The sequence below is a fragment of the Kitasatospora sp. NBC_01300 genome (assembly GCF_041435235.1).
Classification (GTDB): domain Bacteria; phylum Actinomycetota; class Actinomycetes; order Streptomycetales; family Streptomycetaceae; genus Kitasatospora.
In genome coordinates, this window is record NZ_CP108408.1 from 2,647,407 (window position 1) to 2,661,044 (window position 13,638).

Annotated in this window: 13 protein-coding genes; 1 reads left to right on the forward strand and 12 read right to left on the reverse strand. The window is 73.1% G+C overall.

Features of this window, described 5'->3' with window-relative positions; genetic code table 11:
- Window positions 1-114 precede the first annotated feature (114 nt).
- From smc to OG556_RS11745, 4 genes are all read right to left on the reverse strand, one after another.
- A complete protein-coding gene (gene smc / locus OG556_RS11730; protein ID WP_371517029.1) occupies window positions 115-3,795 on the reverse strand; it encodes a chromosome segregation protein SMC in 3,681 nt (1,226 codons plus the stop codon).
- Window positions 3,796-3,985: 190 nt separating this feature from the next.
- On the reverse strand, window positions 3,986-4,189 hold the full coding sequence (locus OG556_RS11735; protein WP_063347689.1) for a hypothetical protein: 204 nt from the start codon (window positions 4,187-4,189) through the stop codon (window positions 3,986-3,988).
- Between the two features lie 402 nt (window positions 4,190-4,591).
- Window positions 4,592-4,891: an acylphosphatase gene (locus OG556_RS11740; RefSeq protein WP_063347690.1), complete on the reverse strand. Its 300-nt coding sequence runs from the start codon at window positions 4,889-4,891 to the stop codon at window positions 4,592-4,594.
- 122 nt (window positions 4,892-5,013) lie between these two features.
- A complete protein-coding gene (locus OG556_RS11745) occupies window positions 5,014-6,372 on the reverse strand; it encodes a hypothetical protein (RefSeq protein WP_371517030.1) in 1,359 nt (452 codons plus the stop codon).
- Between the two features lie 293 nt (window positions 6,373-6,665).
- Between OG556_RS11745 and OG556_RS11750 the strand changes: the two genes are divergently transcribed.
- On the forward strand, window positions 6,666-7,586 hold the full coding sequence (locus OG556_RS11750) for a hypothetical protein (protein ID WP_371517031.1): 921 nt from the start codon (window positions 6,666-6,668) through the stop codon (window positions 7,584-7,586).
- A gap of 31 nt (window positions 7,587-7,617) precedes the next feature.
- On the opposite strand, the gene mutM is transcribed toward OG556_RS11750, so the two are convergent.
- The 8 genes from mutM to OG556_RS11790 all read right to left on the reverse strand — a co-directional run bounded on the left by mutM (window position 7,618) and on the right by OG556_RS11790 (window position 13,559).
- Window positions 7,618-8,496 (reverse strand): bifunctional DNA-formamidopyrimidine glycosylase/DNA-(apurinic or apyrimidinic site) lyase, encoded by an 879-nt coding sequence (gene mutM / locus OG556_RS11755; protein WP_371517032.1) that lies wholly within the window; start codon window positions 8,494-8,496, stop codon window positions 7,618-7,620.
- Between the two features lie 51 nt (window positions 8,497-8,547).
- On the reverse strand, window positions 8,548-9,339 hold the full coding sequence (rnc, locus tag OG556_RS11760) for a ribonuclease III (protein WP_350882931.1): 792 nt from the start codon (window positions 9,337-9,339) through the stop codon (window positions 8,548-8,550).
- 20 nt (window positions 9,340-9,359) lie between these two features.
- Entirely contained in the window at window positions 9,360-9,533 is a 174-nt protein-coding gene (gene rpmF / locus OG556_RS11765) for a 50S ribosomal protein L32 (protein ID WP_030056747.1), read from the reverse strand.
- Between the two features lie 2 nt (window positions 9,534-9,535).
- Window positions 9,536-10,180, reverse strand: coding sequence for a DUF177 domain-containing protein (locus tag OG556_RS11770; protein ID WP_063347695.1), 645 nt, complete (start codon window positions 10,178-10,180; stop codon window positions 9,536-9,538).
- 172 nt (window positions 10,181-10,352) lie between these two features.
- Window positions 10,353-11,561, reverse strand: a complete 1,209-nt coding sequence (locus OG556_RS11775; protein ID WP_371517033.1) for a cell division initiation protein — start codon at window positions 11,559-11,561, stop codon at window positions 10,353-10,355.
- 206 nt (window positions 11,562-11,767) lie between these two features.
- A complete protein-coding gene (gene coaD / locus OG556_RS11780) occupies window positions 11,768-12,259 on the reverse strand; it encodes a pantetheine-phosphate adenylyltransferase (protein ID WP_371517034.1) in 492 nt (163 codons plus the stop codon).
- Between the two features lie 49 nt (window positions 12,260-12,308).
- Window positions 12,309-12,893, reverse strand: a complete 585-nt coding sequence (rsmD, locus tag OG556_RS11785) for a 16S rRNA (guanine(966)-N(2))-methyltransferase RsmD (protein WP_371517035.1) — start codon at window positions 12,891-12,893, stop codon at window positions 12,309-12,311.
- Window positions 12,894-13,025: 132 nt separating this feature from the next.
- A complete protein-coding gene (locus OG556_RS11790) occupies window positions 13,026-13,559 on the reverse strand; it encodes a hypothetical protein (protein WP_371517036.1) in 534 nt (177 codons plus the stop codon).
- Window positions 13,560-13,638: the final 79 nt, after the last annotated feature.

Below are 13,638 nucleotides of genomic sequence, written 5' to 3' on the forward strand. Positions count from 1 at the left end.
GTCGTCAAACGGCTGAACGAGAAGCCCCCTCGCGAGCGAGGGGGAGGAGTCACAACCGCTCCAGTATCCGTGATCGGAGCGTCCGGGAGCATCTGCCCGGGCCAGGCCGGTGGATCAGTCTGTCGGCCCGGAGGCAACGGCCTCCTCGCGCCGCCGAGGAGGCATCGGGCGCGCCCCTCGCTCTCGATGCCCCTCGCGCAGCCGCTGGCTGATCACCTGCGAGATGCCGTCGCCCTTCATGGTCACGCCGTAGAGGGCGTCCGCGGACTCCATGGTCAGCTTCTGGTGGGTGATCACGATCAGCTGGGAGCTCTCCCGCAGCTCCTCCATGATCCCGACCAGCCGGCGCAGGTTGGTCTCGTCGAGCGCCGCCTCCACCTCGTCCATCACGTAGAACGGGCTGGGCCTGGCCTTGAAGATCGCCACCAGCAGGGCCACCGCGGTCAGCGAGCGCTCGCCGCCGGACAGCAGCGACAGCCGCTTGACCTTCTTGCCCGGCGGGCGGGCCTCCACCTCGACGCCGGTGGTGAGCATGTGGTCGGGGTCGGTCAGCACCAGCCGCCCCTCGCCGCCGGGGAACAGCCGGGCGAAGACGCCCTCGAACTGGGCGGCGGTGTCGTGGTACGCCGAGGCGAACAGCTGCTCGACCCGCTCGTCCACCTCCCGGACGATGTCCAGCAGGTCGCGCCGGCTGCGCTTGAGGTCGTCCAGTTGCTCCCCGAGGAACTGGTGGCGCTCCTCCAGTGCCGCGAACTCCTCCAGCGCCAGCGGGTTGACCTTGCCCAGTTGCTGGTACGCCTTCTCGGCTGCCCTGAGCCGCTTCTCCTGCTCGGCCCGGTCGTACGGGCGCGGCTCGCCCGGCTCCTGTCCTTCTTCCGGGGTCGACGGCGGGACGGGCTGGTCCGGCCCGTAGGCGGCGAGCAGTTCGCCGCCGTCGATGCCGAACTCCTCCAGTGCCCGGGCCTCCAGCTGTTCGATCCGCAGCCGCTTCTCGGCCCGCAGCACCTCGTCCCGGTGGCCGGCGTCGACCAGTTTGTCCAGTTCCTCCTTGAGGCCGCGGCCGTGCTCGCGGTGCGCCCGCAGTTCGGTCTCGCGCTCGGCGCGCGCCTGCTCGACCGCCGCCCGCCCGGCGTCCGCGCGGGACAGCGACACCTCCAGACAGGCGAGCAGCTGCCGGGCGCCCGCCGCGACGGCGTTCGCCACCCCGGCGTCGTGCTCGGCGCGTCGGCGGCGCTCGGCGGCCCGGGCGCGCGCCTCGCGCTCGGCGCGGGCGGCCCGGTCCAGCTGGTCCGCCCGGCCGGCGAGCGCGCGGACCCGCTCCTCGTGGGTGCGCACCGCGAGCCTGGCCTCCAGCTCGGCCTGCCGGGATCCGGTGGCGGCCTCGGCCAGCCGCTGCTGCTCGGCGGTGTCCGGCTCGTCCTCTCCGGCGTCCTGCGAGTCCTCGGCCGCCGCCAGGCGTGCGGCCAACTCCTTCGCGGTGGCGAGGAGTTCCGCCAGGCCCTGGTCGGCCCGCGCGGCGGCGGCGGACAGCCGCTCGGCCTCGCCGGCGGCGGCCCTGGCCTGCCCGCCGAGGCGGCCGAGCGCGCCCGCCACCTGGGCGCGCTCCTTCTCCTGCTGCCGCTGCTGTTCGGCGAGTTGCTCCACCGCGGCGGCCGACTCCCGCCGCTGGTCGGCGAGTTCGGCCAGGCGTCCGGCCGACTCGGTGCAACGGAGGTCGAGTTCGGCGATCGCCCGGGCGGTCTCCTCGACCGCCGCCCGGGTCTCCAGCAGGCTCGGCACACCGTCGGAACCGCCCTGCGCGAAGTCGGCGCCGAGCCGGTCCCCGGCGGCGGTGACGGCGGTCAGCCCGGGGTGGTCGGCGACCAGCCGCAACGCCTCGTCGAGGGTGTCGACGACCGCCACCCGGGCCAGCAGGCCCCGCACGGCGCCGACCAATCCGGCCGGCCCGTCGACGAGTTCGGCGGCCCAGCGGGCTCCGTCCGGCAACTCCCCGACGCCGGCGAGCGGTTCGGCGACACCCCCGGCCGACAGCGCGGCCCCGCCGACACCCCCGACCGGCAGCACGGCCCCGCCGGCACCCTCGATCAGCAGCGCCGCCCGGCCGGCGTCCTCGGCACGCAGCAGCCGCAGCGCCTCGGCGGCGGTGCCGGGCGAGTCGACGGCGACCGCGTCGGCGGCCGCACCGAGCGCCGCCGCCACCGGCACCTCGTACCCGGGGGCGATCCGCAGCAGCGCGGCCGCGGGGCCGCGCAGTCCGCTCAGCCGCTCCCCCGCGTCGAGCAGGGCGCCGGTGCCGTCCTTGCGGCGCAGTCCGAGGGAGAGCGCCTCGTGCCGCGCGACGAGCCCGGCGCGTTCGCGCTCGGCGGCGCCGGCCACCTCCCGGGCGGCGGCGAGGTCGCGTTCGACGGCGGCGAGCCGCTCCCGGGCCTCCTGGTGGGCGGCCTCGGCCCGCTCGTCGTCTCCGGCGGGGCCGCCGACCTGCCGCTGGAGCTCCTCGTACTCGGCCTGGGCGGCCTCGGCCCGCAGCAGCGCCTCCCCGCCGGCCTCGGTCAGCCGGCCGATCTCGGCTTCGGCGGAGGCCGCCTTGGAGCGGGCGGCGGCGGCCTGCCCCTGCAACCGGGCCAGGCCCTCCCGGCGGTCCGCGATGGCCCGGGCGGCGTCCCGCAGGCGACGCTCCTCGGTGGCCAGCCCGCGCTCCAGTTCGCTCCTGCGTTCGACCGCCTCGGCCAGCGCGTACTGCGCCTCCTCCAGTGCCTCGGCCAGCGCGGCCTCGTCCTCGCGGACCCGTGCGGCCTCCCGCTCCAGTTCCTCGGGATCGCGGCCGCGCCGCTCCTCGGTCTGGCCGCCCGCGGCGGCATGCCGGGCGCGGGCCTCGGCCAGCCCAATGGTGCCGCGGGTGCGTTCGGCGAGCGCGGAGAGCCGGTACCAGGTCTGCCGGGCGGCCTCCAGGCTCGGGCCGAGCTGCTGGACCTGGGCCTCCAGCACGGCCTCGCGCTGGACGACACCGGCCAGCTCCTGCTCGACGGTGGTGCGGCGCAGCCGCAGTGCCAGCTCGTCGGCGATCTCGGCCTCGACGGCCTGCCGGAGGGTCAGCAGGTCGTCGGCGAGCAGCCGCAACCGGGCGTCGCGCAGGTCGGCCTGGATGCCGGCGGCGCGGCGGGCGATCCTGGCCTGTCGGCCGAGCGGTCCCAGCTGGCGGCGCAGTTCGGCCACCAGGTCCTGGACGCGGTTGAGGTTGACCTGCATCGCGTCCAGTTTCCGCAGCGCCTTCTCCTTGCGCTTGCGGTGCTTGAGGACGCCGGCCGCCTCCTCGATGAAGGCGCGGCGGCCCATCGGGTCGGCGTGCAGGACGGAGTCCAGCTGGCCCTGGCCGACGATGACGTGCATCTCGCGGCCGATGCCGGAGTCGGAGAGGAGCTCCTGGATGTCGAGCAGGCGGCAGGTCTCGCCGTTGAGCGCGTACTCGCTGCCGCCGTTGCGGAACATGGTCCGGGTGATGGTCACCTCGGAGTAGTCGATCGGCAGGGCGCCGTCGGCGTTGTCGATGGTGAGGCTGACCTCGGCCCGGCCGAGCGGGGCGCGCCCGCTGGTCCCGGCGAAGATGACGTCCTCCATCTTGCCGCCGCGCAGCGACTTGGCGCCCTGCTCCCCCATCACCCAGGACAGCGCGTCGACGACGTTCGACTTGCCGGAGCCGTTGGGGCCGACCACGCAGGTGATGCCGGGCTCGAAGCGCAGGGTGGTGCTGGAGGCGAAGGACTTGAACCCGCGCAGCGTCAGACTCTTCAGGTGCACGCGGCCGGTCTCCTCGTCGCTCGCCAGGGCCCGGGGCCTGTCGTCAACGGCGACTGTATCCCCGGCGGGCCGTGCGTCCCGGGCCCGGACACGACGAAGGGACGCCACAACCGGGCGTCCCTTGCAAGCTGCGTCCCTTTCGGAGCGGCTCAGTGCACAGCGGCGTCGATCTGCGAGGACCGGGCGGGACTCAGGTGAGAGCCGGCTCCCGCTGATCCAGATCGATGCTGTTGAGCAGCGAGTGCCCGTCAGCGACAGCGGCGAGCGCGTCGTTCTCGGCCTGCATCCGAAGGAGCTCGGATTCAAGGTCCTGGACGCGCTGCTGAAGCCGTCGCATCTCGGAGAGCATTCGCGGGTCGGGGCCGCCGACGTACCCGAGAAGCGCCTTTGCCATGATGAATGGTCCTCCACGCTGAGTGACCGAACCGGAACGGTACAGGTCTAGGGGGAAGGGGGACGCACGCGCGGCGCGTCACCGGTAGTGCTGGCTGGGCACTTACGGCACAACCATCGTGAGCTGGGCTCACGAGGGCAGGCGCCTGCCGGGAAAACGCGGTCGTGTGCGCGGGTTTCCAGCGTCTCACCAAAGACGGAAAGGGTCAACACGATCACCGCACGCTACCGCGACCCTGTCACCTGCCTGGCGGTGTCGTCACGCCTGGGGGCCTCGGGCCGGGTCCACCAGCTGCTCGTGGATCATCGTTCGATGCGGAGTCAACCACGAGTCTGCCCGAATGGCAACCGCATGACACCGGCAGTTGCGGATCAGTTCCGGCCCGTACGGGTGTGGCCGGGCTCAGCGGATCTCGAAGCCCTCGTAGCCGGGGCCCACGGCCGTCCAGATCTCGGTGACGCCGCTGACCTCGCCCGGGGTGCCCGGGCCGCGCAGCAGGTCCAGCAGCAGTTCGCAGTCGGCGGCCAGGCCCTCGGCGACCACCTGCACCCGGCCGTCCCCGAGGTTGCTCGCGTAGCCGGTCAGGCCGGTCTCCAGCGCCCGTGCCCTGGTCCACCAGCGGAACCCGACCTGCTGGACCTTTCCCCGGACCCAGGCGGTCACCCGGACCGGTTCCTCACTGTGGGCGTCGCGACCGTGCATGCCCCGACCCTAACGAACGCGGCGGACGGTCACAGCTCCACGGGGCCGTCGACCACGCGGAGCGGCCCCGCCGGAGGAGGTCCGGCGGGGCCGCAAGGGGTGTCGCGGTGGGGCTCAGCGGGTCACCAGTCGCCGCCGCCGAAGTCGCCGCCGCCACCGAAGTCCCCGCCACCGAATCCGCCGCCGTCGCCGAAGCCGCCGCTGAAGTCGGAGGAGTTGAAGTCGGCGCCGGTGAAGTCGCCGCCCTCGTGCTGGTCCTGGTAGCCCTGGTCCATCATCGGCGCCGCGGCGTAGGCCGGGCTGCTGATCATCGAGCCGAGCATGGTGCCGACCAGCAGGCCCGGCAGCAGGCCGCCGCCGAACCCGCCGAAGTAGCCGCCCGCCCAGGGGGCGTAGGCCGGGCCGGCGTTCCAGTACGGCTGCGGGCCGTGCTCGGTCTCGACGGTGCGGATGGCCGGGTCGAGGCCGGAGGCCAGCCGGTCCGCGTCGGACCGGCAGACCGGGACGGTGCGGGCGGCGCCGTCGGCCGGGGCCCAGTCGACGTCCTTGACCGAGGGGCCGTGGCGCGGGTCGAAGAAGCACGGGGGACGGCGCTCGGGCACCGGGCGCTTCTCCCGCCGGGCGGCCAGGGTGGCCAGCGCGAAGCGGCCGTCCTCCAGCGCCTCGGTGACCGGCTTGACGTCGTCCGGCCGCTTGGCCTCGTCCATCAGCCGCTTGGCCTTCTCGTACGAGTCCAGGGCGTGGGTGTAGTCGGTGCGCTGGGTGTCGTCGGCGTCGGTCGCGGCCGGGTTGAAGTCGAGCCGGTCCAGTTCCTCGCCGAAGGCGGTGATGTCCTCGTCGACCACCCGGCGCAGCTGCTCCAGCTCGGCCCGGGCCTGCTCCTCCTTGCGCGTCTTGGCGCGGCGGAAGAGGAGGAAGACGCCGGCGCCGGCCAGCGCGAGCAGCACGACCGGGATGACCACCCAGGCGATCGAGGTGCTGTGGTTCACCCCGGTGCCCTTGGCCTGCGGGGCGGCGCTGTCGACGAACTCGTTCAGGGTGGCGTCGATGTCGCCGTTGTGGGAGCGGAAGGCGGCGCCGGCGATCCGCTCGGCGCTGCCCTGCGACATCGCGCCGCGGTCGGCCTTGGCCGCGAACTGGTCACCGCGCCAGATCGCGTAGGCGCCGTCGATGCCGACCTTGGTGCGCAGGTCGTTGAAGACGGTCCGCTCGCCGTAGGGGGCGCTGGCCGGGACGACCGCGACGAAGATCGGCTTGTCGGCCTTCTTGATCTTCTCGGTCAGGGCGTCGGCCTGGCTCTGGCTGAATCGGCTGGTCATCGCCGGGTCGACGTAGACCCGACCCTGCTTCAGGGTGGAGGCCGCGTCGTCCAGCCCGCCCGCGGCCGAGGCCGCCGGTGCGAGCAGGAGCAGCAGCCCCAGCAGCGCCGCCACCAGGGCAAGCGGCCCGGCGCCCCGGGAACGTCGTGCAAGGGTTCTCATGCCCTCGACGCTACCCCGACGGGCGTCAAGGCACGGCATACCCTTCGCATACTGGTAGTGACAAGATTCCCCGCCGACCGCCGGGGCCGCACCCCTCCTCGGGGATGATGTTTCCCCCACTCGCCCCTGATGCGGGCGGTGCGCGGGAACTGCGGCCGGCGCCCGGACGTACGTCCCGGCGGGCCCAGGGTGTTCCGGGCGGTGTGCCGACCGTACCGCGCGGACGGGCATAGTGGTCCCGGACCACTGGTCCCATTACCTGTTCTTGACCCATCTCCCGATCGGAGCACCCGGTGATCATCGGCCTCGTCACCGCCGTGGCGGCATCCGCCTGCTACGGCACCGGCTCAGTCCTGCAGGCCGTCGGATCCCGCCGTTCCGCGCGCGAGGAGGCCGCCAAGGGCGCCGCCGGTGCCACCACCGAGCACGGCGGGCCGAGCCTGTCCTCCACCGCGAAGGCTGCCGTCACCTGGGAGTTCATCGTCGGCACGGTGCTCGACCTGATCGGCTTCGGGCTGGGCGCGCTGGCCGCGCGGCTGCTGCCGCTGTTCCTCTCGCAGACCATCATCAGCGCCAACCTGGTGATCACCGCGGTGCTGAGCATCAAGCTGCTCGGCATCCGGCTCAAGCAGCTGGAGTGGGCCTCGATCGGCGTGCTCTGCTCGGCGCTGGTGCTGCTGGCCGTCTCGGCCGGCCCGGAGGGCGGCCACCACGCGTCGATGTCCTTCCACTGGGGCCTGCTGCTGGTCACCACCGTGCTGCTGGTCGGCGGCAGCCTGCTGGTGCGGCGGATGGGCTCCAAGGGCGCGATCGTCGCCGGTCTGCTCTCCGGCCTGGGCTTCGGCGCGCTGGGCGTCGGCGTGCGCATCCTGAACGGCATCGACCCGTTCGACGTCGCCAAGCTGCTCTCCGACCCGGCGCTGTACGCGATCCTGGTCGGCGGCCTCGGCGGCATGTACGTGCACACCGTGGCGCTGCAGATCGGCTCGGTGAACGGTGCGACGGCGGCGCTGGTGGTCGGCGAGACGGTGCTGCCCGGCGCGATCGGCGTGCTCTGGCTCGGCGACTCCTCCAAGTCCGGCCTGGGCTGGCTCGGCGTGGTCGGCTTCCTGCTCGCGGTGGTGTCCGCGGTCGGGGTCGCCTACTTCGGCCAGGACACCCACGGCTCCCCGGGCGAGGCGGCCACCGACCAGCCGGAACTCGCCAAGCACTGAGCTACCCGGCCCCCGCTCCCGGCCCTCGCCGTCAGCCCGTGCCGCGGGCCCGCGGCACGCGCTGGCAGCGGGGGCAGAAGTAGCTGGAGCGGTTCATCCAGGCGGCCCGCCGGATCGGGGTGCCGCAGCGGCGGCAGGGCTCGTGCTCGCGGCCGTACGCGTCGAGGTCGCGGGAGAAGTAGCCGCTCTCGCCGTTCACGTTGACGTACAGGCTGTCGAAGCTGGTGCCGCCGACGGCGAGCGCCGCCGTCATCACCTCGCGGGCGTTCGCCAGCAGTTCGGCGGCCTGCGGGCGGGTGAGCGTCGCGGTCGGGCGGTCGTAGTGCAGCCGGGAGCGCCAGAGCGCCTCGTCGGCGTAGATGTTGCCGACCCCGCTGATCAGCGTCTGATCGAGCAGCGCCCGCTTCACGGTGGTGCGCTTGGCCCGCAGCGCGGCCGCGAATGCGGCGTCGTCGAAGCGCGGGTCGAGCGGGTCGCGGGCGATGTGCGCGATGGAGAGCGGCGTGCCCTCCGGGTCGCCGTCCTCGGCCTCCTCGACCGCGAGGCCGCCGAAGGTCCGCTGGTCGACGAAGCGCAGTTCGCGCCCGCCGTCGGTGAACCGCAGCCGCACCCGCAGGTGCGTCTCGTCGGGCACGGACGGGTCCTGGACGAGGAGTTGGCCGCTCATGCCGAGGTGGCCGATCAGCGAGAAGCCCGCGCCGGCCCCGGCCAGCGGCACCCACAGGTACTTGCCGCGCCGCTGCGCGGTGCCGAGGGTGGTGCCGGTCAGCCGGGCGGCGAAGTCGGCGGCGCCGGCGGTCTGGCGGCGCACCGCGCGCGGGTGCAGCACCTGGACGTCGGCGACGGTCCGCCCGGCGACCCAGTTCGCCAGACCGCGGCGGACGACCTCGACCTCGGGAAGTTCGGGCACGGGAACACGCCTCCTGCGGAAGGGATCAGCAGGAGGAAGGCTACTGCTCCCTCACGCCCCGGCGGGCAGCCGGTCGGCGTACTTCTCCTTGATCGCCCGCCAGGCGCTCTCGGCGGCCTTCTGCTCGGCCTCCTTCTTCGAGCGGCCGACGCCGCTGCCGAAGTCCTCGCCGGCCACCCGGGCCGCCGCGGTGAAGGTCTTCTCGTGGTCCGGACCGGACTCCATGACCACGTACTCGGGCACCCCGATGCCCACCGAGGCGGTGAGCTCCTGGAGGCTGGTCTTCCAGTCCAGGCCGGCACCCAGCTGCGAGGACTCCTCGATCAGCGGGTCGAACAGCCGGTGGACGAACTCGGTGGCCGCGTCCAGACCCTGGTCCAGGTAGACGGCTCCGATCACGGCCTCGACCGTGTCGGCGAGGATCGACGACTTGTCGCGGCCGCCGGTGCCCTCCTCGCCCTTGCCGAGCCGGATGAACGTGCCGAGTTCCAGGCCCCGGCCGACGTCCGCGAGCGCGCGGGAGTTCACCACCGCGGCGCGCAGCTTGGCGAGCGTGCCCTCGGGCACGTCCGGGTGGACGCGGTAGAGGGTGTCGGTCACCACGAGGCCCAGCACCGAGTCGCCGAGGAACTCCAGGCGCTCGTTGGTGGGCAGACCCCCGTTCTCGTACGCGTACGAGCGGTGGGTCAGGGCACGCACCAGAAGGGCGCGCTCGAGCGTGTACCCGAGGCGCCCTTCCAGGACGTCGTATTCGGTCGAAGCCGGCCCACCGGCCTTGCCACCGCCCGAAGAGGAACCCTTCGGGGCGGAGGACGCCTTGCGGGTGGAGTTACCGTCCGACATCGATCCGTGCACCCCGCCGATCAGACCGAGAGGACCTGGCGACGGTTGTACGTGCCGCAGCTCGGGCACGCGATGTGACCCAGCTTCGGCTCGTGGCAGCGGTCGCACGCCACGAGGGCCGGAACAACGGCCTTCCAGTTGGACCGACGGTGGCGCGTGTTGCTGCGCGACATCTTCCGCTTCGGAACAGCCACGGCTACTTCTCCTGGTTCTCGGCGAGACCCTCACGGGTGTCGCTGTTCTTGATCCCGTCACCCTCGTCGCCGGGGGCGGCGGAGAGTCCCTGCAGAGCCGCCCACCGGGGGTCGGCGGCGTCGTGGTGGTGCGTCGGGTCGTCGCTCAGGCGCGCTCCGCACTCGGAGCACAGACCCAGGCAGTCTTCCTGGCACACCGGCTGCAGCGGCAGTGCGAGCACCACCGCGTCACGCAGCACCGGCTGGAGGTCGAAGAAGTCGCCCTCCAGCCGGTAAGTATCTTCTTCCGAGTCCTCGTCGAGGTCCTCGGCCCCGGCGGTCCGGGCGCGGTGACGCTCGTCGGACTCCGGGTAGTAGTACAGCTCCTGGAAGTCGACGTCGAGGTCGTCCTCGACGGGCTCCAGGCACCGGGCGCACTCGCCCTCGACCTGGGCCTCGGCGGTGCCGGTGACCAGCACGCCCTCGACCACGGACTCCAGGCGGAGCTCCAGCCGGAGCTCGCTCTTCTCGGGGACGCCGATCACGTCGATGATCCCCAGGCCCGCGGGGGCCTCCAGGGTGCGGGACACCTTGCGCAGCGAGCCCGGGCGACGTCCCAGCTCGTGCGTGTCGAACACGAGGGGGTCGCGGTGGTCGAGGCGGTTCAAGGTGTCCTGACTTCCATGGGGAATCTTCGATCGCGGTGCCACCGCACCAACGGTGCGCGGGCAAGCCGACAGTCCGACACGAAAAGGCCGGAGTGGTCAGCCTACCGGAGTCTCCCGCCAGGCCCAACTTCGCTCCCGTCAGGAGCTTCCGCCGGGCCCGCGCGGGGCCGGCTCAGCGGCCGCCCAGCTCCCGGAGCCGGGTCATGTCGATCATGCTGGTGTCGAAGAAGCTGGTCTCGTCCAGACCCGGCTGCTGCTGTTGCGGCACGGCCGGCGGGGCGGCGGGCTGCTGCGGGTAGGTGTAGGCGTCGTACTGCTGCGCGCCGTAGCCCGGCTGCTGCTGTTGCGGATAGCCGTAGTCCCCGTGCTGCTGCTGGGCCGCGTAGTCCGGGTGCTGCTGCTGCGGGTAGCCGTCCGCGGCGCCCTGCTGCTGGTGCCCCCACTGGGCACCGTACGGGTCGCCCTGGCCGGCCGGGTCGTAGCCGCCGGCGTACACCTCGGCGTACTGCCCCTGCTGCTGCCCGCCCTGCTGCTGGGCGGCCGCGTACTGGTCGACGCCGGGGGCCTGCCAGCCCGCCGCGGCCGGGGTCTGCTCCGGCCAGGTCTGCTGCTGCGGGACGTCCTCGCGGTACCAGGCGATGTCGTCGCCGTTGGCTTCGCCGTCGGTGGCGAAGCCCGCGGCCACCGCCTCGGCGCGCTCCTTGGCCTGCTGCGCCTCGTCGGCGGCGGCCAGGTAGGCGCCCAGCTCGTCGATCGGCCGCTTGCCGAGCAGCTTGTCGCGGCCCTTGCCGACGGCCTCCAGGGTGGCGCTGAGGACGTTCTCCAGCGTGGCGAGCTTCACGTCGACGTACTCGTCGACCTCGGGGCTGGGGGTGATCCGCTGCGGCTGGAACTCCTCGCCGTCCGTCTCGCCGTCGAACTCGGTCTCGAAGACGCTGGAGTCACCGCGCAGCTTGGTCCGGCCGCGGCCGACGGCGCCGAGCGTCTTGGTCAGCACGACCTCGAAGTTGGCGAGCTTGCTGTCCACGTAGTCGTCGGCCTCGGCACGCTTGGCCTCGGTCTCGCCACGGGCCTCGGCGAGGATCCGGTCGGCCTCGGCCTGGGCCCGGCGGACCACCTCGGTGTCCGAGATCAGCGAGCCGCGCTCGGCGTGCGCTCCCTGGATGATCCGGTCGGCCTCGGCCTGGGCCCCGGCGACCACCTGCTCGTGGTCGGCCATCATCGACTGGGCCTGGGCGAGTTCGGCGGGCAGCTCCGCCTTGAGGGCGTTGAGCAGGCCGATCAGTTCGGCCCGGTTCACCACGCAGGAGGCCGACATCGGCATCGAGCGGGCGTTCTCGACCGCCGCGACGATCTCGTCGACCTTGTTCTGCACGTCCACGGGGCTTCGTCTTTCCGTGTGCCGCCGACGGTCCGGCGGAGGCAGGCCCGACGCGGTGAACCTCACCGCAGGGGCAGGAATACAGACTGTACGGCCACCGCACGGCGAGGTCACAACGCCCGAGCCGAACCGGTCGACCGGGCATCGGACAAGTCATGACGAACCGGCAGAAACGGACGCCCGCCCCGCGACGCCGACGCTCCCGCCTACTGCTGGGCCCTGCGCTCCGCGATCCGCTCGACCAGCCGCCGGTGCACCGTCTCCGGCAGCAGGTGGGAGACGTCCCCGCCGTACGAGGCGACCTCCTTGACCAGCGTCGAGGAGAGGAAGCTGTACGTCGGCGAGGTCGGCACGAACAGCGTCTCCACCCCGGACAGGCCGTGGTTCATCTGGGCCATCTGCAACTCGTAGTCGAAGTCGCTGACCGCGCGCAGGCCCTTGATGATCGCGGGGATCCCGCGCTCCCGGCAGAAGTCCACCAGCAGGCCGTGGTACGACTCGACCACCACGTTCCCGAAGTCCGCGGTGACCTCCTCGATCAGGGCCATCCGCTCCTCGACGCTGAACATGCCCTGCTTGTTGCGGTTGATCAGGACCGTGACGTGCACGACGTCGTACAGCTTCGAGGCCCGCCCGATGATGTCGAGATGACCGTTGGTGATCGGGTCGAACGAACCGGGACAGACGGCGCGGCGCATGGCGTGGGTGCTCCCTCGTGGGGTGACGGCTGCTGCGGGCCTCGGCCCGCTACTCGTGCTGGCTGGTCTCGGCGGCGGCGCGACCGTACCAGAGCGTGCCCTCGCCGTAGCGGCGCGAGCGCAGCACCTCGAAGCCCTCGGGCCAGCCGAACTCGCCGCCACGGGTGCTGCGCTCCACGGTGACGAGTGCGTCCTCCCCGAGCCAGCCCCCAGCCAGGAGTGTGATCAGCATCTCGCGCAGCTCGTCGTCGGTCACGGCGTACGGCGGGTCGAGGAAGACCAGGTCGTACGGGGTCTGCGGGGGCGGGCCCGCGAGCACCTGCTCGGCCCTGGCGGCCTTCACCTCCACGCCCGGCAGGCCGATCGTGCGGACGTTCTCCCGGATCACCCGGGCCGCCTGCCCGTCCGCCTCGACCAGCAGGACGTGCTCGGCGCCGCGCGACAGCGCCTCCAGGCCGACCGCGCCCGATCCGCCGAACAGGTCGAGCATCCGGGCCCCGTGCAGGGTGCCGCGCAGCGCCTCCAGGGTGGAGAACATCGCCTCACGGGCCTTGTCGGAGGTCGGGCGGGTGCCCCGGCCTGGCGGTACGGCCAGCCGGCGGCCGCCGGCCAGCCCGGCGATCACGCGGGTCATGGTGGGGAAAGGTCCTTTCGTCGCTGCCCGACCACGCTATACGGGTCGAGGCCCCACCGACGGATCGGTGGGGCCTCCGGGTCACGGCTCAGACCGCCCCGGAGCCCGCCTCAGCCGGCCCCGGGGCACGTCTCAGCTCGCCTCGGAGCCCGCCGCCGGGGCCGGGGCGGCCGCGCCGAGCAGCGCCGGCGAGGCGTAGCGGGACCAGGACAGGCAGCCGTCGGGCGGGCAGAACTCGGGGCGGCGCGGGTCGTGCCCGAGCTCGCGCAGCTTGGTGCGGACGGAGTCGGGGGTGCGGCCGAAGCGGGCGGCGATCCGGGCGACGGTCTCGCCGTCGTGGAAGCGCCGGACCAGCTCCTCCTCGTGCTGCGGGACCCAGGGGGCGCCGTGGCCGGGGTACAGCTCGCGCAGCACGTCGCGGTCGGGGATGGGCTCGGAGACGTCGGCGACGATCGCCAGCGCCCGCAGCGCGCGGTTGAGCGCGATCCGCAGCGAGGCGACGTCCTCGACCGGCAGGCGGAGCTTGCCCGAGGCGAGCGGCTGGGCGGCCGCCCCCTCGCGCCAGCCGGTCAGGGTGAGGGTGACCTCGCGGTCGTCGTCGCTGGCGAGTTCGATCCGGAAGACCTTGTCGCCCAGCGGGAGCTCGTTGAGATGACGGAATGCCATGGCAGGACCCCCAAATGTCGTGCCAGGTACGCACCTTGGGGGTGCGCCCTGAACACCTTCATTCTCTCGCGGGGGTCTG

What these genes read in the sequence shown, in the direction of transcription:
- OG556_RS11735 (WP_063347689.1), bottom strand. Translation starts at nt 4,189, where the DNA reads ATGGCAAAGGCGCTTCTCGGGTACGTCGGCGGCCCCGACCCGCGAATG.
- OG556_RS11740 (WP_063347690.1), bottom strand. Translation starts at nt 4,891, where the DNA reads ATGCACGGTCGCGACGCCCACAGTGAGGAACCGGTCCGGGTGACCGCC.
- OG556_RS11745 (WP_371517030.1), bottom strand. Translation starts at nt 6,372, where the DNA reads ATGAGAACCCTTGCACGACGTTCCCGGGGCGCCGGGCCGCTTGCCCTG.
- rnc (WP_350882931.1), bottom strand. Translation starts at nt 9,339, where the DNA reads ATGTCGGACGGTAACTCCACCCGCAAGGCGTCCTCCGCCCCGAAGGGT.
- coaD (WP_371517034.1), bottom strand. Translation starts at nt 12,259, where the DNA reads ATGCGCCGCGCCGTCTGTCCCGGTTCGTTCGACCCGATCACCAACGGT.
- rsmD (WP_371517035.1), bottom strand. Translation starts at nt 12,893, where the DNA reads ATGACCCGCGTGATCGCCGGGCTGGCCGGCGGCCGCCGGCTGGCCGTA.
- OG556_RS11790 (WP_371517036.1), bottom strand. Translation starts at nt 13,559, where the DNA reads ATGGCATTCCGTCATCTCAACGAGCTCCCGCTGGGCGACAAGGTCTTC.